Origin of the sequence: Iodobacter fluviatilis (assembly GCF_900451195.1) — a bacterium.
Classification (GTDB): Bacteria; Pseudomonadota; Gammaproteobacteria; order Burkholderiales; family Chitinibacteraceae; genus Iodobacter; species Iodobacter fluviatilis.
Window position 1 is genome coordinate 265,852 of the sequence record NZ_UGHR01000001.1, and the last position, 19,824, is coordinate 285,675.

Consider the following 19,824-nt stretch of genomic DNA (forward strand, 5'->3'; position numbering starts at 1 on the left):
TTAAGATAAACAGACGGGCTCAGTGCCTCGGCGAGGCAGTGCAGCTTTAATATAGCACGCCCTGTGTGTTTTTCGTGTCAGATTAGGTTCAGCTTATGGTTGCCATTACATCAGAACAAGCCGTTGGGCATTATGAGAATTTCCCTGTGGCTTCTTTGGTTTTGCCCCGCAAATATCGTAAGGCTGTTGCGGCTGTTTATCACTTTGCCCGTCATGCCGATGATTTGGCCGATGAGGGCGATGCCACACCAGAAGAGCGCATCCGTGCGCTGGGGCAGTGCCGTGCCGAATTAGATTTAATTGCTGCGGGAAAAACACCCGTGACGCCGCGCTATCAGGCGCTGGCGATTGCCACGCACCAGTACCAAATCCCTGTTCAGCTTTATCACGATCTGCTGGATGCGTTTACACAAGACGTAACCAAGCATCGCTTTGCCGATTTTGGCGAGCTGATGTATTACTGCCGCCGCTCGGCTAATCCGGTCGGGCGTATTCTGCTGTACATTTTTGACCTAGCTACGCCGAGAAATCTGGCTTTATCAGACGGTATTTGCAGCGCCTTACAGCTGATTAATTTTTGGCAAGATGCTGAAAAAGACTGGGCCAATGGGCGTGTATATTTTCCACAAGCCGATTTAGAGCGCTTTGGGGTGAGCGAAGCGCAAATTGCGGTAGGTGAAGTGGATGCAAACTGGCGGCGCTTAATGGCGTTTCAGGTGCGGCGCAGCCAAAAAATGCTGCACGCTGGCGCGCCGTTGGGAAAGATTTTACCTGGCCGGATCGGGCTGGAGATCCGTCTGACTATCCTAGGGGGGGATGCGATTTTAGAGAAATTAAAATTACAGCCCGATGTTTTCCGCCATCGCCCTGTTTTAGTCTGGCAAGACTGGCCACGCTTGCTGTGGCGGGCGATTCGGGCGAAGTAAGGGTGTTGATCAAAGCGCGTGACTTGCATGCTGTACTGATATTTCTCTCTTATTGCATTTCAAAATGCTGACGGATGCGCTCTTTAAGTAAATCATGCGCATCGGCCTCGCTGATATTCGCCAGTTTCTGAAAAATATCCGCTGCAAGCGGGCGAAAAACGTCCATCACGCCGGGGTCAAAGTGGCTGGCCCTGCCTTTTTCTAGGATATCCATCGCGTCATCAAAACCCATGGGTTCTTTGTAAGGCCGTTTAGAGCACAGGGCGTCAAATACATCGGCTACGGCAAAAATACGGGCGGAAAGCGGGATTTCTTCGCCTTGAAGTTGACGCGGATAACCAGAGCCATCCCATTTTTCATGGTGGGCTGCAACCACTTCATGCGCGCCATCCAGCCAGCCCATGCCTTTTACAATTTGCTCGCCCTGGCTGACATGCGTGCGCATAATGACCAGCTCGGCCTCATCCAGCTTGCCCGGTTTTAATAAGATGGCGTCGGGGATGCCGATTTTGCCCACATCATGTAAAAAACTGCCAGCAATCAAGCCCTGCATTTCCCTGCCTGATGGCACTGATTTCATCCGTTCGGCAATAAAGGCGGCGATCCAAGCGACGCGGTAATTATGTGCGCCAGTATCAGAATCCCGCTTGGCAATGGCCCGGCCCAGTGCTTCCATCATGGAAATATGCGAATCGAGCACTTCGCGGGCTTTGCGCTCGTTATCGGTAGAAAGATGCACCACAACCGGGTAAAGCGCTGCGCCACAGAGGAGCGCCGCAAGACAAACCATCAACGCAACGGTCAGCGAGGATGAGAGTATCTGCCGGTGTTGCCACGCGGGCACGACCCTCACTCCTTCAAAATAGCCTGTGATCGTGTTGTCTGAGCCACGCAGCGGCACAAAAACTCTTAAAACCCAGCGGGTACCAGGCAATTTTAAGCTTTCATATGAAGCTTGGGTGTAGCCGGGCCGGCCATGTGCAGTCAGATAAAAATCGACGGCCTCACCTTCGCTGGTTAAGGATTCAGCCAGTTTTTGCCCGGCAGCGTTATATATCTCGGCAATATCAAATAAGCCGCCGGAAATAGTCTGTGCGGCGCTTTTAGCATGCTCTACCGTATTGGGGCCGCTTAAATTAACAGCATCGTAGTGGTGAAGTAAGCGGCCCGATTCTTCAATGGCCAGCGCTACGATTCCCTCCTCGGTGTTTTCTTTTTCTACATACCACGCCACAGGGCTGGCTAAAGAGGCGAGCGCAATACTGACAGTGGCAATCCGAATCGCAGTACGCTTTTTGAAGGCTTTCATGTGCAAATTGCCACTTTATCTAAAATGACGAGTAGGAGACCGGCAAGGCGGAGGCATGTTTATCCCCTGACTTGCTGATTGCCATGCAAGGTTTTGTGTCAGCTCAATGTATATCTTAGTAGGCAATGACTTGGAAGCAATAGTCAGCCTTGCCGTACTGGTGTGTTTTATCTGATCGCTCAGATTGAAAGCCTGGGTAAAGGAGGGGGTATGTGGCGTGGATGTTTACTGATTTTCTTACTCAGTGCCTGTAGGGCTGAACCAGTGCCAGTTGCTTTGATATCAGGCATGGTTATTAAGGTGAGTGACGGTGATTCGCTGTTGATGCGTGATGATCAAAACCAAGAGCATCAGCTGCGCTTAGCTTTTATTGATGCGCCAGAATACAGCCAGCCTTTTGGCAGTGAGGCAAGGCGTAATCTGGATCGTCTGATTTATCGCCAGCGGGTTCAGGCGCAGGTAGTAGATACCGATCGCTATCAGCGCAGCGTGGTGGTTTTGCATCTGGGAAATGCAGATATTAATAGCGAGCAAATCAAGGCGGGTTTTGCCTGGCACTACCAGCACTTTGCTAGGGGTAAGCAAAGCACTGCTGATTATGAGTACTACCAACGCTTAGAGCAGCAGGCAAGGCAGGCTAGAATTGGGCTTTGGCAAGACGCTCGGCCCGTGCCGCCTTGGGATGATCGCAAGGCTCACAGAGTCGCTAATTAGCAATAATGCAGGAGTGGCTTTAGCCGCGAAAGCTCCGCTGGTTGAAAGCCATTCGCATAAAGGCACTCCTGCTAAAAACATCAAAACACACTGGATTTACGCTTACATCTCTAGCGCAATCAATTCCTGCACCGTCTGGCGCCGGCGTATCTGAGTGATCTGATCCCCATCAACCAGCACTTCAGGAATGAGCGGGCGCGAATTGTAATTGGACGACATGCTGGCGCCGTATGCGCCAGTGTCGTGAAACACCAGTAAATCGCCGATTTCGCAATGGGGTAAATCCTGAGTGGTGACTTCTCCGCCTTCAATCTGGGTAAATACATCACCTGATTCGCATAAAGGCCCAGCTACAACAGTGGGGCGGAGTGCGCCACCGCGTGGTGTGCCATCAGGCGCATAGCTGCTGATACGGTGATAGCTGCCATACATCGCTGGGCGGGCCAGATCATTAAAACCGGCATCAACCAGAGCAAAAAAGTTATTGCCTACTTGTTTTTGTGCGCGTAGCTCAGAAATCAAGCAGCCCGACTGCGCGACTAAAAAGCGGCCGGGTTCGATTTCCATGCTGATCTTGTGGCCCAAATGGGCTTCAATTTCCTGACGAGCCTTATCCCAAATCTGGAAGTAGTGATCGGTATCGACGATTGCTTCACCAGCTTGGTAAGGAATCGATAGGCCGCCGCCGATAGAGATTGCGGATAAGTCCTGAGCGCAGGTTTTGACTTGGGCAATCATTGCATCGCAAACACTTTGCAAATGATCGTAATCGACGCCCGAGCCAATATGCATATGCAGGCCGATCAGCTTGAGCTGGTATTGGGCGATGATTGCTAGGCTGGTCGCAAGATGCTCAAACCAAATACCGTGCTTACTTTGCTCGCCACCGGTATTGGTTTTACGGCTGTGGCCGTGGCCAAAGCCGGGGTTGATACGTAGCCAAACCGGATGCCCAGCATGCGCTTGCCCTAGTTGTTCCAGCATTTGCGGCGAGCCACAGTTCACTGGGATATTCAGCTCCACCACGCGTGCCAGTGCTTTTTTGTCTAATAGATCGGCCGTAAAAACAATTGGCGCATGCTGGGCCGTGCTATCTGGCACAAAGCCTGCTGCCAGTGCGCGCTCGACTTCGCCTAGCGAAACCGAATCCACCAAAACGCCTTCTTCACGCATCAGTTTAAGTAAATGGATATTACTGGAGGCTTTTTGCGCAAAGCGAATCACATCAAATTGGCGTAGACGAGCAATTTGCGCCCGAATAGTGCCCGCATCATAGGCCCAGCAGGGGGTAGAAAATTGGTCGGCAATCCGGGCGATCTGGCTATTTGATATCATGGCTTGGCGCAGTTAAGTAGATATAATGGACTTATAATTTAGCAAGGTATTCGTTTGGAATACAGGGCATTTCATAAGTAAATGCCAGATTCACCCTGTGTATCACTGGAAATAAGCCGAGTATGCCTATGAATCCGAAAATAGATGTTTTTGACCAGAAAATTCTGCAAATCTTGCAAACCGATGCGCGCATATCGCATGCAGAAATTGGCCGGCAAGTACATCTTAGCCAGCCTGCTGTTTCGGAGCGCATTAAAAGGCTGGAGAGCAGTAATGTGATTCGTGGCTATCGGGCGGATATTAACCCCAAGGCCTTGGGCTATCAGATTACCGCGATGATTAGATTATCTACCCAGCAAGGCAGGCCCTATGCGCAATTTGTGGCAGATTGCCCGGAGATTATCGATTGCTATACGGTGACGGGTGAGGATGGCGCAGTGATGCGGGTGCTGGCCATGGATGTAGAGCACTTGCAGCGCATTATTAATGAGCTGAATGTATTTGGCTCAACCTCCACCGCGATTGTTTTAACCACCCATGTGCTGGGGAAAACGATTTCTATCATGTAGGGTGGGCACAGCGTTTTATCGTGCCCACAGGATGTTGCTCATTTAACGCTCTTACTTATCACGCTGCCACTTAAAGCTGCGGGAACAAAGTCTCGAACCACAGAGAACACCGCGTTTCTCAGAGGAGGAAAATAGTTTTCTCTGTGGCCTCTTTTTTCTCACTGGCAAACAGAAGTATCTTTAGAAACGCTTGGGTTCGCGGGCTCAAAATGGCCAGCCAAGCTTATTTGTTGGATGCAGCTGGTGCACTGGCCGTGGTGCTGGCTGGCTTTTCAGGCAGGTAGAGGCCCCCTTTAAAACCGCAGGCTGTAAGAGTGGTAATGGTCAAGAGTAATAACAGCGCACGTATCATTTTGGCTACTGGTCAGTATTTAGTGGCAGAATCGCAATACTAACATGCAGGGAATAGATTGAATGACCGAGTCCGAGTTTCTAGACCTCAGCGATAGCGTATTCGCAAAAATTGAAGCGGCACTGGATGATAGTGAGTTAGATGTAGATACCTTGCTTTCAGGCAATGTATTAGAAATCGAATTTGAAGATCGCAGCAAAATTATTGTAAATCGCCATTCCGCCAACCAAGAGCTATGGATTGCAGCCCGCTCTGGTGGTTATCACTATCGCTTGCTGGATGGTGTCTGGCAAAGCACCCGTGAAGCAGGTGAGTTTTTTGCCGATTTAAGCCAAGCCATCAGCGCCCATGCTCAGGAAAAGTTTCGCTTTTGATGATTGAGCCAGCGTGGCTGTCGGGTTTGTTTGCTTCGGCTTTTTTATCTGCCACCTTATTGCCAGGTAATTCTGAAGCGGCCCTCTTGGCCTATCTGCACTTTAATTCCCAAGGATTAATTCCTGCCTTGCTAGTGGTGACGGCCGGTAATACGCTGGGCGGCTTGCTCACGGTATGGATGGGCCGCCGTCTGCCTGCCGCGCCCAAGGGAAAGGCTGTGGCTTGGGCAGAGCGGATTGGCCCTGTGAGTTTACTGCTGACCTGGCTGCCCGTGGTGGGTGATGTTTTATGTGGTGTGGCCGGCTGGTTGCGTTGGCCCTGGCGGCAGGTTGCGCTGTGGATGTTATTAGGTAAAGCCGCACGCTATCTGGTGTTGGCGGGTGCAGCAAGCTGGCTGATAGGAGCTTAATTTGTCCCGACGTTTATTGGCATTGATTCTGGCGGCAAGCCTGGTTTCTGCACCCCTGCAGGCCGATGTGCTGTTGCCCAATTTGGGTGAATCCTCGCAAGAAGGCTTAAGCTCTTTGCAGGAGCGGCAGATTGGCGAGTCGGCCATGCGTGAGTTGCGACGCAGCGGCGCTATGAGCGAAGACCCAGAGCTGGTTGCTTATTTGCGCCAGCTTGGCGGGCGCTTACTGGATGCAAGTGGTGAAACCGAAACCAATTTTGTTTTCTTTCCCATGCTCGATCGCAGCATCAATGCCTTTGCTATTCCCGGCGGCCTTGTTGGCGTGCATACCGGCCTAATCGTGCTGGCTCAGCATGAATCGGAGCTGGCTTCTGTGCTCTCGCATGAAATTGCCCACGTCACCCAGCATCACTTTGCCCGTCTTTTGGAAGGGCAAAAAATGGCACCTTGGGTGACGTTAGCAGCTTTGGGCCTTGCTATTGTGGCTGCAAGTGCGGGTAAAGGCGATGTAGCGATGGCAGGCTTGATGGGCAGCCAAGCGTATATGATCCAGCGCCAGCTGGATTACACCTATATGTTTGAGCAAGAAGCCGACCGGCTTGGCATGCAGACCTTGCAAAAGGCGGGGTTTGATCAGGCGGCCATGCCCACCTTTTTTGATCGCATGCAAAAAAACTCACGACTGGGCGAGGGGAATGCGCCCGAATTTTTACGCACCCACCCCGTGACTTATAAGCGAATCAGCGACGCGCAGGCCCGTTTAAAAGATAAGCCATACCAGCAGTTTAAAGATTCCTTAGATTTCTTATTTGTGCGCGAAAAAGCACGCTTCTTGCAGATGGATGAACAAGACGCGCTGAATTACTATCGCAAAACACTGAGCGAAAAAAAATATGCTCATCTACCATCGCACCTCTATGGCCTGGCTTTGGCACAATTAGCGGCCTTTGATGCCGAGGGTGCATGGGCATCTTTGCAAAAGTCCAAACAAGCCTTAGGTAAAGCGCATTCTTCATTAGAATATTTGGCTGGTAGCATCCGCCTTGCACAAAAGCGCCCAAGCGACGCGCTGCAAATCTTTAAAGAGGCCAGCAAACGCTTCCCCGCCAGCCGCGCACTTGTTTATGGCGAAATTGACGCGCTGATTGCCAACCAGCAATTGGGCGATGCCTTGGCCAGCGCCCAGTATGCCAGCGAGCTGTATCCTTCAGACGCATACCTCTGGCAGCGTATTTCCAAAATCCAAAATGCACGGGGTGATGCGGTACGCCACCATCAGGCCCAAGCCGAGTACTACACCCGCCTTGGCGAATACACCGCAGCGATTGAGCAGCTGCAGCAGGCGCAAAATGCCGGTGCTGGTGATTTTTATCTTTTATCGGCGATTGAGGCGCGTTTAAAAGAACTGAAGCAGGCACAAATTCCTTTGGCTAAGTAAGGCCGTGCCTATTTTAACTGCCCTTATGCGCATCAAGTTAAGCTTTTGTTATGGAGTGAAGCCGTTTTTATAGGGTGAGCAACGACACCGTCGTTGCTCACCAAAGAACGGTGCGTAAGAAAAACGAATGCACACCCTATAAAAATCGGCTTTTTTGCTATGTTCTTGTCTTTAGTGATGCGTATAGCTGTCTATTTCAACTGCCCCACCTTAAAACGCAGTATTTCTAAATACACTTCAGGGTCGGGCGGGGTGTTGTTTCTTTGGGCCTGCCACATCATTTCACCCAAACCATCCATCATGGCGTGCAGGGCGGTGTGTTCCAGCGATAATCTCTCGTAGAGCTGCTGATATAAGGCTTTTACGCCAGCAGGCTGATCGATCGAGATTTGCTCTTCAATCGCCAGATGCATACTGATATGCAAAAAAGGATTGGTTTCGCCATATTCGGGGGGCCAGTCTTTATCTAAGTATTCTTCAGATAGAATCGGCTGGTATTCGGGGTGATGCAGCAATATGCCCGCGATTATTTTTTCGATGTCGGCCAGCGGCGCATTCGCTTGATGTTTCTGCCATGCTTGAATAAAAAAGCGGCGGGCTTCATCGCGGGATGGGTTAAATAACATATTTTCTCTACTGAGGATAAACAATGAGCAATATCGGTGATTTTAGCGTGCAAGGCATGGCCGGGGAAACGGTTGATTTGGCTCAGTATGCCGGTTCGGTGGTTTTGGTGGTGAATGTGGCGAGTCAATGTGGCTTTACGCCGCAGTATGAAGGTTTGCAAGCTCTTTATGAGCAATATAAAGACCGTGGTTTTGTGGTGCTGGGTTTTCCGTGTAATCAGTTTGGTGCACAGGAGCCGGGCAGTGAAGCGGAAATCCTGGATTTTTGCACCACTAAATTCAATGTGAGCTTTCCTCTGTTTGCCAAGGTGGATGTAAATGGAGAAAACGCAGCTCCGCTCTTTACGTGGCTAAAAAATGAAAAACCTGGTCTGTTGGGTATTGAGGCGGTTAAGTGGAATTTCAGTAAATTTTTACTGGATAAGCAAGGTAAGGTGGTAGATCGCTTTGCTCCGATGACAAAACCCGAAGAACTTAGTGCTGAGATTGAAAAGCTGCTGTAAGCATGGCGACTATTGCTAATAGCCATGCCTTATTACGTTGATGGATAAGGGCTTTTGCGGTACAATGTGGCTCAATTTTGTGCGAGCGGGATAGCTGGGGCTATCCCGTTTTGCCATCCTCAGAAATATCCGAACTCAATCTTGTGGGCGCAATGCCCAGGAGCCGCCTGTGTCAAAACCAGCCCTTCTTGCGCTTGCCGACGGCACCCTCTTTCATGGTATTTCCATCGGATGCGATGGCTCAACCATTGGTGAGGTCGTGTTCAATACGGCGATGACCGGTTATCAGGAAATCCTGACCGATCCATCGTATACCAAGCAAATGGTCACTTTGACCTACCCACATATCGGTAACTACGGCGTAAGCCCGGAAGACGTTGAGTCACATTCCGTGTTTGCCGCAGGCCTGATCATTCGTGATTTGCCACTCTTACATTCTAATTTCCGCTCTGATATGAGTCTTGGCGATTATCTCGTTAAGAATAATGTTGTGGCGATTGCAGATATTGATACCCGTAAGCTCACTCGTATTTTGCGCAGCAAAGGTGCCCAGCCAGGTTGTATTGTTACTGGTGACAATATCGATGCGGCTGCTGCTGTTGAAAAGGCCAAGTCTTTTGGCTCAATGGCAGGGCAAGATCTGGCTAAAGTGGTGAGCTGCAAAGAATCTTTTGCATGGACAACAGGTGAATGGAAGCTGGGCGCGGGTTATACCGCGCAAACAAATCCAGAATTCCACGTTGTTGCCTACGATTTTGGCGTGAAGTACAACATTTTGCGCATGCTGGCTGAACGTGGCTGCAAATTAACCGTTGTGCCTGCTCAAACGCCTGCCAGCGAAGTGTTGGCTCTGAAGCCGGATGGTGTGTTTTTATCAAATGGCCCGGGCGATCCTGAGCCTTGTGATTACGCGATTAGCGCGATTAAAGCCATTCTGGCGGCTCATTTACCCGTGTTTGGTATTTGCCTTGGCCATCAGTTACTGGGTCTTGCCAGTGGCGCTAAAACCAGCAAGATGAAGTTTGGCCATCATGGTGCAAATCATCCTGTGCAGGATTTAGCCAGCAAGCATGTGATGATCACCAGCCAGAATCATGGCTTTCAGGTGGATGAAACCAGCTTGCCAGCCAATGTAACGGTGACACATCGCTCCCTGTTTGACGGCACAGTGCAAGGGATTGCCTTGACAGACAAACCTGCGTTTTCTTTCCAGGGGCACCCGGAAGCAAGCCCAGGGCCAACCGATGTAGCTTATCTGTTCGATAAATTTATTGGTTTGATGCGCGAGCAAAAAGCAGCGGTTTAAGGGGCGTACTGTGTGGCTTCTGGCTGCACAGCCTAGCGAATAGTGGTTTGAGGGTAGAGCAATGCCAAAACGTACAGATTTAAAAAGCATCTTAATCATTGGTGCTGGCCCGATTGTGATCGGCCAGGCTTGTGAGTTTGACTATTCCGGAGCGCAGGCATGTAAGGCGCTACGTGAAGAGGGTTACCGCGTTATTTTGGTGAACAGCAATCCTGCCACCATCATGACCGACCCGAATATGGCGGACGTGACTTACATCGAGCCAATCACCTGGCAGATGGTTGAAAAAATTATTGAGAAAGAGCGTCCGGATGCGCTGCTCCCAACAATGGGTGGTCAGACTGCTCTGAATTGCGCGCTGGATCTGTGGCGCAATGGCGTACTGGAAAAGTACAATGTAGAAATGATTGGCGCTAAGCCGGATGCCATCGATAAGGCGGAAGACCGCGGTAAGTTTAAAGATGCAATGACCAAAATTGGCCTGTCTACGCCAAAATCGGGCATTGCTCATAATATGGAACAAGCGCTGGCTGTGCAGGCCTCGGTTGGGTTTCCTACACTGATTCGCCCTTCGTTTACCATGGGTGGATCGGGCGGCGGTATTGCTTATAACCGCGAAGAGTTCCTGGAAATCTGTGATCGTGGCTTTGAAGCCTCGCCAACCAATGAATTGCTGATCGAGCAATCGGTATTGGGCTGGAAAGAGTACGAGATGGAAGTGGTGCGTGACCGCGCCGACAATTGCATCATTATCTGCTCGATTGAAAACTTTGATCCGATGGGCGTGCATACAGGGGACTCGATCACCGTGGCTCCTGCGCAAACGCTGACCGATAAAGAATATCAAATCATGCGTAACGCCTCTTTGGCGGTATTGCGTGAGATTGGCGTGGATACGGGTGGCTCAAACGTTCAGTTTGCCACTAACCCAGAAAATGGCGAGATGATCGTTATTGAAATGAATCCACGCGTAAGCCGCTCTTCAGCGCTGGCCTCTAAAGCAACGGGTTTCCCAATTGCTAAAGTGGCTGCCAAGCTGGCAGTGGGCTTTACTCTGGATGAATTACAAAACGAAATCACCGGTGGCAAAACACCGGCCTCGTTCGAGCCTTCGATTGATTACGTTGTAACAAAAATCCCGCGTTTTGCTTTCGAAAAATTCCCGCAAGCCAATGACAAGCTGACCACGCAAATGAAGTCGGTGGGTGAGGTGATGGCGATTGGCCGCAGCGTTCAGGAATCCATGCAAAAAGCTTTGCGTGGCTTAGAAACCGGCATGTCTGGTTTTGATGAAATGACCACTGATCGCAGCGTGATCGAAGCAGAAATTGCCACGCCAGGCCCGGAGCGTATCTGGTACGTGGCAGATGCCTTCCGCGTTGGCATGAGCATGGATGAAGTTTTCAATCTGACTAAGATTGATCCTTGGTTCTTGCGCCAGATCGAAGATCTTGTTCATGAAGAAAACGCGATTCGCGGTACGGCGCTTGAGTCAATTGACTACGCCACCATGCGCCGCTTAAAGCGCAAGGGCTTCTCGGATCGTCGTCTGGCGGCCTTGCTGGATACCGATCAGGCCGCGGTGCGTAAAGCGCGTCATGCTCTGAAGATTCGCCCAGTGTATAAGCGTGTGGATACGTGTGCGGCTGAATTCTCTACCGATACTGCGTATATGTATTCCACATACGAAGAAGAGTGCGAAGCTGCACCTACCGATAAACGCAAAATTATGATTCTGGGCGGCGGACCAAACCGCATCGGCCAGGGGATTGAGTTTGATTATTGCTGCGTGCATGCCGCACTGGCACTGCGTGAAGATGGTTTTGAAACCATCATGGTGAACTGTAATCCGGAAACCGTATCTACCGATTACGATACCTCTGATCGCTTGTATTTTGAGCCGCTGACACTTGAAGACGTGTTGGAAATCGTTAATATCGAAAAGCCTGAAGGCGTGATCGTGCAATATGGCGGCCAGACTCCGCTTAAATTAGCCCGTGCGCTGGAAGCAAACGGTGTGGCCATTATTGGTACTACGCCAGATATGATTGATGCCGCTGAAGATCGCGAGCGCTTCCAGAAATTGCTGCAGGATTTAGGTCTACGTCAGCCGCCTAACCGCACTGCGCGTAATGAGCGCGATGCACTACTGCTGGCTGCTGAAATTGGCTACCCGCTGGTGGTTCGCCCTTCTTATGTATTGGGCGGCCGTGCGATGGAAATCGTGCATCAGCAGTCTGATTTAGAGCGCTATATGCGTGAAGCTGTGAAGGTATCAAATGACAGCCCTGTGCTGCTCGACCGCTTCCTGAATGACGCTATTGAAGTGGATGTGGATGCGATTTGTGATGGCACCGATGTCTTGATCGGCGGCATTATGGAGCACATCGAACAAGCTGGCGTGCACTCTGGTGACTCAGCTTGCTCCCTGCCTCCATTTAGCTTATCCGCAGAAATTCAGGATGAGTTACGCCGTCAGACTGTTTTGATGGCAAAAGGCCTGAATGTGGTTGGCTTGATGAATGTACAGTTTGCGATTCAGGGCAAGGGCGATGCTGCTATCGTGTTTGTACTTGAGGTCAATCCGCGTGCCTCACGCACTGTGCCTTATGTGTCTAAGGCAACGAGCCTGCCATTAGCTAAAATTGCCGCACGTTGTATGGCCGGGCAAAGCCTTGCGTCGCAAGGCGTGACGCGCGAAGTGATTCCTCCGTACTTCTCGGTTAAAGAAGCGGTATTTCCGTTTATTAAATTCCCAGGCGTAGATTCTATTCTTGGCCCGGAAATGAAGTCGACCGGTGAAGTGATGGGCGTAGGTGATACATTTGCGGAAGCTTTTGTAAAATCGCAGCTCGCTGCAGGGGTGGCATTGCCAACACAGGGTAATGTGTTTGTATCCGTGAAAGATGGCGATAAGGCAGGTGCTTTAGAGTGTGCTAGGGTGCTGACAGACTTGGGCTTTAAAGTTTTTGCGACCAAGGGTACTGCTGCAGCCATCGGTGAAGCGGGCGTTGTTGTTCAGAGTGTGAATAAAGTTACCGAAGGGCGTCCGCATATTGTGGACATGATCAAAAATGGTGAAATCGCCATGATTGTAAATACTGTCGACGAACGTCGCCAGGCCATTCAGGATTCTTACTCGATTCGCCATGAAGCCATGAAGGCCCGCTTACCCGTGTTTACAACGATTGCAGGTGCAAAAGCGGCATGTATTGGTATGCGTGATTTGGGTGAAATGCGGGTTTATGATCTGCAGGGCTTGCATCGTACGATCAAACACTGATAATTTACGCCCTAAGGTTCGTGGATGATGTTTTACCTTAGTCAGATATCACCCGCTGGAACTTAAGTAAAAGCCGCCGTCCACTCGTGACGGCGGCTCTTCTTTTTGGATGGAGACTGTAAAGAAATGATAAAAATTCCGCTCACCGTACAAGGTGCGGTAAAACTGAAAGCCGAACTGCAAAATCTGAAGAGCGTAGAACGTCCTTCTGTGATTGCAGCGATTGCCGAGGCGCGTTCGCACGGTGATTTGTCGGAAAACGCTGAATATGATGCAGCGAAAGAAAAACAAGGCTTCGTTGAAGGCCGTATCGCTGAATTGGAAAGTAAGCTTTCCAATGCACAGCTGATCGAGCCTGCCAGCCTTGCAGAAACCGCCGAAGGCCGCGTGGTATTTGGCGCAACGGTTGATCTTGAAGATCTTGAAACCAGCAATAAAGTGACCTACCAGATTGTGGGTGACGATGAGGCTGAAATTAAAGAATTTAAAATCTCTGTATCCAGCCCTATCGCCCGTGCCTTGATCGGTAAGTATGCCGGTGATGTTGCCGAGGTCGTTGCTCCGGGCGGGATTCGCGAGTATGAAGTACTCGACGTAAAATATATTTAAAAGCATTGGCGCAAGCTGTACCTTGCACTGATCGTATGCCGGAAATGGCTTAAAATCTTATTGCCAGCGTGGGCGATGGTTTTTTGTCATTTTGCCGGGTACTTCAGCTTGTTATGACATTTTCAACTGACTATTTAATCTGGGAATGCAATGGGCTTAGGTTCAGGTTTAAAAAACCTTCTCACCGTACTGTGGATTGGCGGTATGTGGACCATAGGCGTTATCGCAGCTCCTGCTTTGTTTGCAAGCTTAGATAAAGCGACTGCAGGCATGGTGGCAGGAAAGCTGTTTCATGCGATTGGTTGGGTGGGGATTGTTGCAGGCGTGTATCTGGCCATTTGGTGTGTCTGGCAGATGGGTATGCGAGGATTCCAGAGTGGTAAGTTCTGGCTGGTGATGGGGATGCTGTTTTGCACCCTGATTAATCAGTTTGCTATCTTTCCCTTAATTGCCAGTTTAAAGCCTGCAGTAAGCACGGCAGCAGAAGGCGTGTTTGGCGGGGGATTAGCGCAGTGGCATACTATTTCGAGCTTGATTTATCTGTTGCAAAGTGTGTTTGGTATAATTTACATATGGTCAGATAGTGATCGCTAGACACAAAAGATTAGGGCGACCTGAGTCGCCCTAACGTATGTAAAACCCGTTTATTTGGCTTTTTTTGCCTTGGGTAGTACGATTCGTGGCTTGTCGCTGTTCGATGCACGGTAAACAATTAATAGCTTACCAATGTGTTGAACGGCAGAAGCACCTAACTCAGAGCAGATCTTTTGCATGTATTCTTCACGCAGGGCACGATCATCGCCCAGAACTCGGATCTTAATGAGTTCATGTGCATCTAAATTAACAGCAATTTCGCGGATTACCGCGTCTGCCAGGCCATTATTCCCGATCATCACGACTGGATCGATATGATGAGCCAAGCTTTTCAGATGGCGACGCTGATCCGATGTGAGTTCCATTGTTTCAAATCCTTGACTAAACAGGCAATTTTACCTCATGGCTCGTAGCAATTCCAGTAATGCGTGGATGAAGGAACACGTCAACGATCATTATGTTCATCAGGCGAAAAAAGAGGGCTACCGCGCGCGCGCTGCTTATAAGCTGCTTGAGATTAATGAAAAAGATAAATTATTCAAACAAGGACTGTGGGTGGCCGATCTGGGTGCCGCACCCGGAAGCTGGTCGCAAGTCGCCAGTCAGCATGTGGGTGAATCTGGCCGCGTTTTTGCGCTAGACTTACTGGATATGACGCCAATCAGGGGGGTGGACTTCATTCAGGGGGATTTCAGAGATGAAGAAGTGCTGGCTCAGTACACAGAATTACTTGCTGGTCGTCAGGTAGACCTTGTGATTTGCGATATGGCCCCCAATATAACGGGTAACGCGGTGATGGATCAGGCTCGCAGTATGTATTTATGTGAGCTGGCTTTGGAATTTGTTCGTGAACAATTGAAACCAAATGGGTATTTTCTGGTCAAGGTATTCCAGGGTTATGGTTTTACCGAGTACATGAATGCCATGCGTGAGACATTTACTAGTGTTGTAACCCGTAACCCTAAGGCTTCGCGTGATCGTAGCAATGAAACTTATTTGCTCGGCAGGCAAAAAAAAGCCTGAAACAGCTTGTTGGATTTAAGTACCTGCAGCAGGCAGTGCTAAGCTTAGGCAGACTGCCAGCCATAAACGCGTGGAATTTTTTCTTTCATCCCCTTGGGGATAATCAGGAGTAGCGCCGTGAACAATCTCGGCAAGAACATCGCCATCTGGCTTGTCATTGGTCTGGTATTGATGACAGTCTTTAATCAGTTTTCCCGCAAGCAAGATGCAAGCGGGCAAGTGGCGTATTCACAATTTATGGCCGATGTAGAGGCTGATCGTATTGCGAGCGCAGAAATCGAGGGCAACCCGATTCGTGGTCAGATCATCAAAGGCAAGCGCAACGATGGCACGGCGTTTTCTACACTGGCTCCATTTGATTTTCGTATGGTTGATACGCTGATCAAGCACAACGTGAAGTTTGCGGCCAAAGCGGAAGAAGAACCTAGCTTCCTGATGAATTTATTCATCAACTGGTTCCCTATGCTGCTCTTGATTGGTGTGTGGGTCTTCTTTATGCGCCAGATGCAAGGTGGCGGTAAAGGCGGTGCATTCAGTTTTGGTAAATCAAAGGCGCGTCTTTTAGACGAAGCGACCAATGTGATTACCTTTGCAGATGTAGCGGGCTGCGATGAAGCCAAGGCTGATGTATCAGAAATCGTTGATTATCTGCGCGACCCGAGCAAATATCAGAGCTTAGGCGGCCGTATGCCACGCGGTATCCTGCTGGTTGGCCCTCCGGGTACGGGTAAGACTCTGCTGGCTAAAGCGATTGCTGGTGAAGCTAAAGTGCCGTTCTTTAGTATTTCTGGTTCAGATTTCGTTGAGATGTTTGTGGGTGTGGGTGCTGCCCGTGTTCGCGATATGTTTGAAAATGCCAAGAAAAATGCACCATGCATTATCTTTATCGATGAAATTGATGCTGTAGGTCGTCAGCGCGGTGCCGGTATGGGCGGTGGTAATGACGAGCGCGAACAAACGCTGAACCAGATGCTGGTTGAGATGGATGGTTTTGAAGGCAATTCCGGCATTATGGTGATTGCAGCAACCAACCGTCCTGATGTGCTTGATCCTGCCTTGCTGCGCCCGGGTCGTTTTGATCGTCAGGTGATGGTGTCCTTGCCGGATATCCGTGGCCGTGAGCAGATTCTTGGCGTGCATATGCGTAAAGTGCCGATCTCTAACGATGTGGATGCGCAAGTGATTGCCCGTGGTACGCCTGGCTTCTCTGGTGCTGACCTTGCCAATCTGGTGAATGAAGCAGCGTTGTTTGCAGCCCGCCGTGTAAAACGCTTGGTTGATATGGATGACTTTGAGTCGGCTAAAGATAAAATCATGATGGGTGCGGAACGTCGCACCATGGTGATGAGCGAAGAAGAAAAGCAAAACACGGCTTATCACGAATCAGGCCATGCTGTTGTGGCTAAGCTTTTACCTAAGTCTGATCCCGTGCATAAAGTGACGATCATTCCTCGTGGCCGTGCGCTGGGTGTAACCATGCAGCTGCCAGAAGCAGATCGCTATGCTTATGATCGTGGCTATCTGATGGACCGTATTGCCATTCTGTTTGGTGGCCGTATAGCCGAAGAATTGTTTATGAATCAGATGACCACTGGCGCATCGAATGACTTTGAGCGTGCTACTTCTTTAGCACGCGATATGGTGACTCGTTACGGCATGACTGATGCTCTAGGCCCGATGGTTTACGGTGAAAACGAAGGTGAAGTATTCTTGGGCCGCTCAGTAACGACGCATAAGAATATGTCTGAAGCGACTATGCAGCAGGTTGATGCTGAAATTCGCCGCATTATTGATGAGCAATACGGCTTAGCCCGTCGCTTGCTGGAAGATAATCGCGATAAAGTGGAAGCGATGACTGCAGCCCTGCTGGAGTGGGAAACCATCGATGCAGAGCAGATCGAAGACATTATGCAAGGGCGTACTCCAAAGCCACCTAAGGCTTTACCTGTAAAGCCTAATGCACCCAGTGGCGGTGATCGCCCAAGTGGTGAAGCACCAGCAACTCCTGTGATTACAACTCCGGCAACAGAAGCGTAATTGGGTTGTAAGTAAAATGGGCGGCCTCACGGGCCGCCTTTTTTGTGCCAGCAGTGCTGAAAGCGGCTATTTAAAAAGACTGATTTCGAGGAATATGATGAAAGCGTTGCAATGCGGGCGTTTTAGTTTGGAGCTGGATCGGCCCTTGGTCATGGGTATTTTGAATGTCACACCTGATTCTTTTTCTGATGGCGGGCATTACAAGCAAATTGATGCTGCTTTAGCCCACGCAGAAAAATTACTAGGTGATGGTGCTGATATCTTAGATATCGGCGGTGAATCGACCCGGCCTGGTGCGGCTTTTGTTCCTGCAGAAGAGGAAATGAGCCGGGTTATTCCGGTGATTAAATCGCTGCAAAGCTTAAATATCCCATTGTCCATTGATACACGTAAATCCACTGTTATGCGTGCTGCTTTAGATGCAGGGGTGGATCTGGTGAATGATATTGCTGCGTTAGAAGATGAAGGGGCTTTGGAACTGCTTGCGCAAAGTAATGCGGCAATTTGTCTGATGCATATGCAGGGAGATCCGCGCAGTATGCAGGCAACACCCTGTTATCAGGATGTGGTGGCAGAGGTGCTGTCCTATCTGGCGGCAAGGCGGGATGCTGCATTAGCTGCAGGCGTATCACACAACCGGCTGTTGCTGGATCCGGGATTTGGTTTTGGTAAAACGCTGGAGCATAATATCGCGCTCTTTAAATCTTTACCGCAGCTGAAAGAGCGTTTGGCAACACCATTATTGATCGGTGTTTCACGTAAAAGCATGCTGGGGCAAATTACAGGGCAGTCTGTGGCTGACAGAATGCCTAGCAGTGTTGCAGCAGCACTGATGGCCGCACAAGCGGGCTCAGCAGTTATTCGTGTCCATGATGTTCGGGAAACAGTGGATGCTTTAAAAATTTTGCATGCCTTACAATAATTGCCAGTTGGTAGTTTGTTGTTGAGCAATACTCTTCTTCTCAGAATGAGTAAAAATGCACATTAATGATGATTGGGGTAAAGAATGGGTCGCAAGTATTTTGGAACAGATGGTGTGCGTGGTTTAGTGGGTGAATATCCGATTACCCCTGAGTTTGCGATGAAGCTAGGTTATGCCGCTGGTAAAGTACTTGCGGCAGAAAGTAAGCGTGGCAATGGTGATCATGCCGCTGTGCTGATTGGAAAAGATACCCGTGTGTCAGGATATATGCTGGAAGCCGCCTTGCAGGCGGGTTTAAATGCCGCTGGTGTGGATGTTTACCTCACAGGGCCTCTGCCTACCCCAGGGATCGCCTATTTAACACGCGCCTTGCGCTTGTCCGCTGGCGTTGTGATTTCTGCATCACACAATCCTTATCACGATAATGGGATCAAGTTTTTTGGCGCAGGTGGCAAAAAACTTGCGGATGATGTGGAGTTGGCCATTGAAGCTGCGATTGATGAAGTGCAGCCTTGTGTTTCACCTAAGAAAATTGGTAAATCCTGGCGTGTAGACGATGCGGCAGGCCGTTATATCGAGTTTTGCAAATCCACTTTTCCAAATGAGCTGGATCTGCGCGGCTTAAAGCTGGTCGTCGATTGCGCCCATGGTGCAACTTACGATATCGCTCCCCATGTATTTCATGAGCTGGGCGCTGAAGTCATTAAGATTGGCGTAACGCCCAATGGCTACAATATTAATGAAGAAGTAGGGGCCACTCACCCGGAAACCGCACGTAAAGCCGTACTGTCCGAAGGTGCTGATTTTGGTATCTCACTTGATGGCGATGGTGATCGACTGATTATGATTGACCGTGATGGCACCATTGTTGATGGTGACCAGCTACTTTATGCGCTGGCTTGCTACCGCCAGGATAAAGGCACTTTAGGGGCTGGCGTGGTTGGTACGCTCATGACTAATTTAGGCGTAGAAAATGGCCTGAAAGCACGTGGTATTGGATTCGAACGCGCTAAAGTAGGCGATCGTTATGTTCTGGAAAAATTATTGGCGAATAACTGGTTGGTGGGCGGAGAAGGCTCCGGGCATTTGCTCTGCCTTGATAAACATTCCACAGGGGACGGCATTGTCTCTGCCCTGCAAGTGCTGCAAGCCTTAAAAGAAAGCGGTAAAACTCTGGCTCAGTATTGCCATGATCTGGTGCTCTCGACGCAAGTGCTTAAAAATGTCCGTATTGCTAAAGGTTTTGATTGCCATGCCTCAGAATTAATTAAGGCTGAAGTTATCAAAGCAGAAGAAGCAATGGGGGAAGAAGGGCGGGTCTTGCTGCGTCCTTCTGGTACCGAGCCTGTTGTGCGGGTGATGGTAGAGCATACCGATGCGGCTATTGCCCGTGATTGGGCAGAGCGAATTGCAAAGGTTGTGAGTAGCGAGGCCACTGCAGATTAAACAGAAAGGGCTGACTGGTCCGCAGGATTAAGGGCGGACTTGTATTTT

Annotated in this window: 20 protein-coding genes; 15 read left to right on the plus strand and 5 right to left on the minus strand. The window is 49.9% G+C overall.

The features are described 5' to 3' along the window. Positions 1 to 95 precede the first annotated feature (95 nt). Positions 96 to 926, plus strand: a complete 831-nt coding sequence (gene hpnC, locus DYD62_RS01145) for a squalene synthase HpnC (RefSeq protein ID WP_115225691.1) — start codon at positions 96 to 98, stop codon at positions 924 to 926. 49 nt (positions 927 to 975) lie between these two features. Here the strand turns inward: hpnC and DYD62_RS01150 are convergent, their stop codons facing one another. Then, on the minus strand, positions 976 to 2,235 hold the full coding sequence (locus DYD62_RS01150) for an HD-GYP domain-containing protein (protein WP_115225692.1): 1,260 nt from the start codon (positions 2,233 to 2,235) through the stop codon (positions 976 to 978). 210 nt (positions 2,236 to 2,445) lie between these two features. On the opposite strand from DYD62_RS01150, the gene DYD62_RS01155 reads away from it, so the two are divergent. Continuing rightward, the gene (locus DYD62_RS01155) at positions 2,446 to 2,949 is read left to right on the plus strand and encodes a thermonuclease family protein (protein WP_115225693.1); all 504 of its coding nucleotides are present in this window, start codon (positions 2,446 to 2,448) and stop codon (positions 2,947 to 2,949) included. Positions 2,950 to 3,051: 102 nt separating this feature from the next. Here the strand turns inward: DYD62_RS01155 and lysA are convergent, their stop codons facing one another. After that, complete coding sequence (gene lysA, locus DYD62_RS01160) at positions 3,052 to 4,284, minus strand: diaminopimelate decarboxylase (protein WP_115225694.1); 1,233 nt, start codon at positions 4,282 to 4,284, stop codon at positions 3,052 to 3,054. A gap of 128 nt (positions 4,285 to 4,412) precedes the next feature. On the opposite strand from lysA, the gene DYD62_RS01165 reads away from it, so the two are divergent. Further along, entirely contained in the window at positions 4,413 to 4,853 is a 441-nt protein-coding gene (locus DYD62_RS01165) for an Lrp/AsnC family transcriptional regulator (RefSeq protein WP_207916261.1), read from the plus strand. A gap of 223 nt (positions 4,854 to 5,076) precedes the next feature. Here the strand turns inward: DYD62_RS01165 and lptM are convergent, their stop codons facing one another. Then, positions 5,077 to 5,205 carry an LPS translocon maturation chaperone LptM gene (gene lptM / locus DYD62_RS24345; RefSeq protein ID WP_115225696.1) on the minus strand — a complete coding sequence of 43 codons (129 nt, stop codon included), beginning with the start codon at positions 5,203 to 5,205 and terminating at the stop codon, positions 5,077 to 5,079. A 62-nt stretch (positions 5,206 to 5,267) separates the two neighbouring features. Here lptM and cyaY point away from each other — a divergent pair, with 62 nt between their 5' ends. Genes cyaY through DYD62_RS01185 form a run of 3 tightly spaced genes read left to right on the plus strand, consistent with a single transcriptional unit; the run spans position 5,268 to position 7,427 of the window. Next, positions 5,268 to 5,579: an iron donor protein CyaY gene (gene cyaY / locus DYD62_RS01175; protein ID WP_115225697.1), complete on the plus strand. Its 312-nt coding sequence runs from the start codon at positions 5,268 to 5,270 to the stop codon at positions 5,577 to 5,579. Next, a complete protein-coding gene (locus DYD62_RS01180; RefSeq protein ID WP_115225698.1) occupies positions 5,579 to 5,989 on the plus strand; it encodes a YqaA family protein in 411 nt (136 codons plus the stop codon). Before cyaY ends, DYD62_RS01180 begins: the two co-directional genes overlap by 1 nt. A gap of 1 nt (position 5,990) precedes the next feature. After that, positions 5,991 to 7,427 carry a M48 family metalloprotease gene (locus tag DYD62_RS01185; RefSeq protein WP_115225699.1) on the plus strand — a complete coding sequence of 479 codons (1,437 nt, stop codon included), beginning with the start codon at positions 5,991 to 5,993 and terminating at the stop codon, positions 7,425 to 7,427. Between the two features lie 191 nt (positions 7,428 to 7,618). Here the strand turns inward: DYD62_RS01185 and DYD62_RS01190 are convergent, their stop codons facing one another. After that, the gene (locus tag DYD62_RS01190) at positions 7,619 to 8,053 is read right to left on the minus strand and encodes a DUF1841 family protein (RefSeq protein ID WP_115225700.1); all 435 of its coding nucleotides are present in this window, start codon (positions 8,051 to 8,053) and stop codon (positions 7,619 to 7,621) included. 23 nt (positions 8,054 to 8,076) lie between these two features. On the opposite strand from DYD62_RS01190, the gene DYD62_RS01195 reads away from it, so the two are divergent. The 5 genes from DYD62_RS01195 (at position 8,077) to DYD62_RS01215 (ending at position 14,348) form a co-directional block, all read left to right on the plus strand. Continuing rightward, positions 8,077 to 8,556 (plus strand): glutathione peroxidase, encoded by a 480-nt coding sequence (locus DYD62_RS01195; RefSeq protein ID WP_115225701.1) that lies wholly within the window; start codon positions 8,077 to 8,079, stop codon positions 8,554 to 8,556. Positions 8,557 to 8,725: 169 nt separating this feature from the next. Continuing rightward, positions 8,726 to 9,862 carry a glutamine-hydrolyzing carbamoyl-phosphate synthase small subunit gene (gene carA / locus DYD62_RS01200; protein ID WP_115225702.1) on the plus strand — a complete coding sequence of 379 codons (1,137 nt, stop codon included), beginning with the start codon at positions 8,726 to 8,728 and terminating at the stop codon, positions 9,860 to 9,862. Positions 9,863 to 9,923: 61 nt separating this feature from the next. After that, complete coding sequence (carB, locus tag DYD62_RS01205) at positions 9,924 to 13,145, plus strand: carbamoyl-phosphate synthase large subunit (protein WP_115225703.1); 3,222 nt, start codon at positions 9,924 to 9,926, stop codon at positions 13,143 to 13,145. Positions 13,146 to 13,271: 126 nt separating this feature from the next. Next, a complete protein-coding gene (gene greA, locus DYD62_RS01210; RefSeq protein ID WP_099398519.1) occupies positions 13,272 to 13,754 on the plus strand; it encodes a transcription elongation factor GreA in 483 nt (160 codons plus the stop codon). A 150-nt stretch (positions 13,755 to 13,904) separates the two neighbouring features. Beyond that, positions 13,905 to 14,348, plus strand: a complete 444-nt coding sequence (locus DYD62_RS01215; protein ID WP_115225704.1) for a DUF4149 domain-containing protein — start codon at positions 13,905 to 13,907, stop codon at positions 14,346 to 14,348. A gap of 50 nt (positions 14,349 to 14,398) precedes the next feature. Here DYD62_RS01215 and yhbY read toward each other — a convergent pair whose 3' ends face one another. Beyond that, a complete protein-coding gene (gene yhbY, locus DYD62_RS01220) occupies positions 14,399 to 14,713 on the minus strand; it encodes a ribosome assembly RNA-binding protein YhbY (protein ID WP_099398517.1) in 315 nt (104 codons plus the stop codon). Positions 14,714 to 14,750: 37 nt separating this feature from the next. Between yhbY and rlmE the strand changes: the two genes are divergently transcribed. The 4 genes from rlmE (at position 14,751) to glmM (ending at position 19,776) form a co-directional block, all read left to right on the plus strand. Further along, complete coding sequence (gene rlmE, locus DYD62_RS01225; RefSeq protein WP_099398516.1) at positions 14,751 to 15,371, plus strand: 23S rRNA (uridine(2552)-2'-O)-methyltransferase RlmE; 621 nt, start codon at positions 14,751 to 14,753, stop codon at positions 15,369 to 15,371. Between the two features lie 117 nt (positions 15,372 to 15,488). Beyond that, positions 15,489 to 17,408: an ATP-dependent zinc metalloprotease FtsH gene (ftsH, locus tag DYD62_RS01230; RefSeq protein WP_115225705.1), complete on the plus strand. Its 1,920-nt coding sequence runs from the start codon at positions 15,489 to 15,491 to the stop codon at positions 17,406 to 17,408. A 97-nt stretch (positions 17,409 to 17,505) separates the two neighbouring features. Further along, positions 17,506 to 18,330 (plus strand): dihydropteroate synthase, encoded by an 825-nt coding sequence (gene folP / locus DYD62_RS01235; protein ID WP_115228167.1) that lies wholly within the window; start codon positions 17,506 to 17,508, stop codon positions 18,328 to 18,330. Positions 18,331 to 18,414: 84 nt separating this feature from the next. Continuing rightward, a complete protein-coding gene (glmM, locus tag DYD62_RS01240; RefSeq protein ID WP_115225706.1) occupies positions 18,415 to 19,776 on the plus strand; it encodes a phosphoglucosamine mutase in 1,362 nt (453 codons plus the stop codon). The last annotated feature ends 48 nt before the right edge of the window (positions 19,777 to 19,824 follow it).

Bases quoted from the DNA above. Each gene is read 5' to 3' on its own strand.
- hpnC (WP_115225691.1), top strand. From the start codon at position 96: ATGGTTGCCATTACATCAGAACAAGCCGTTGGGCATTATGAGAATTTC.
- DYD62_RS01150 (WP_115225692.1), bottom strand. From the start codon at position 2,235: ATGAAAGCCTTCAAAAAGCGTACTGCGATTCGGATTGCCACTGTCAGT.
- DYD62_RS01155 (WP_115225693.1), top strand. From the start codon at position 2,446: ATGTGGCGTGGATGTTTACTGATTTTCTTACTCAGTGCCTGTAGGGCT.
- lysA (WP_115225694.1), bottom strand. From the start codon at position 4,284: ATGATATCAAATAGCCAGATCGCCCGGATTGCCGACCAATTTTCTACC.
- DYD62_RS01165 (WP_207916261.1), top strand. From the start codon at position 4,413: ATGAATCCGAAAATAGATGTTTTTGACCAGAAAATTCTGCAAATCTTG.
- lptM (WP_115225696.1), bottom strand. From the start codon at position 5,205: ATGATACGTGCGCTGTTATTACTCTTGACCATTACCACTCTTACAGCC.
- cyaY (WP_115225697.1), top strand. From the start codon at position 5,268: ATGACCGAGTCCGAGTTTCTAGACCTCAGCGATAGCGTATTCGCAAAA.
- DYD62_RS01180 (WP_115225698.1), top strand. From the start codon at position 5,579: ATGATTGAGCCAGCGTGGCTGTCGGGTTTGTTTGCTTCGGCTTTTTTA.
- DYD62_RS01190 (WP_115225700.1), bottom strand. From the start codon at position 8,053: ATGTTATTTAACCCATCCCGCGATGAAGCCCGCCGCTTTTTTATTCAA.
- DYD62_RS01195 (WP_115225701.1), top strand. From the start codon at position 8,077: ATGAGCAATATCGGTGATTTTAGCGTGCAAGGCATGGCCGGGGAAACG.
- carB (WP_115225703.1), top strand. From the start codon at position 9,924: ATGCCAAAACGTACAGATTTAAAAAGCATCTTAATCATTGGTGCTGGC.
- greA (WP_099398519.1), top strand. From the start codon at position 13,272: ATGATAAAAATTCCGCTCACCGTACAAGGTGCGGTAAAACTGAAAGCC.
- DYD62_RS01215 (WP_115225704.1), top strand. From the start codon at position 13,905: ATGGGCTTAGGTTCAGGTTTAAAAAACCTTCTCACCGTACTGTGGATT.
- yhbY (WP_099398517.1), bottom strand. From the start codon at position 14,713: ATGGAACTCACATCGGATCAGCGTCGCCATCTGAAAAGCTTGGCTCAT.
- rlmE (WP_099398516.1), top strand. From the start codon at position 14,751: ATGGCTCGTAGCAATTCCAGTAATGCGTGGATGAAGGAACACGTCAAC.
- folP (WP_115228167.1), top strand. From the start codon at position 17,506: ATGAAAGCGTTGCAATGCGGGCGTTTTAGTTTGGAGCTGGATCGGCCC.
- glmM (WP_115225706.1), top strand. From the start codon at position 18,415: ATGGGTCGCAAGTATTTTGGAACAGATGGTGTGCGTGGTTTAGTGGGT.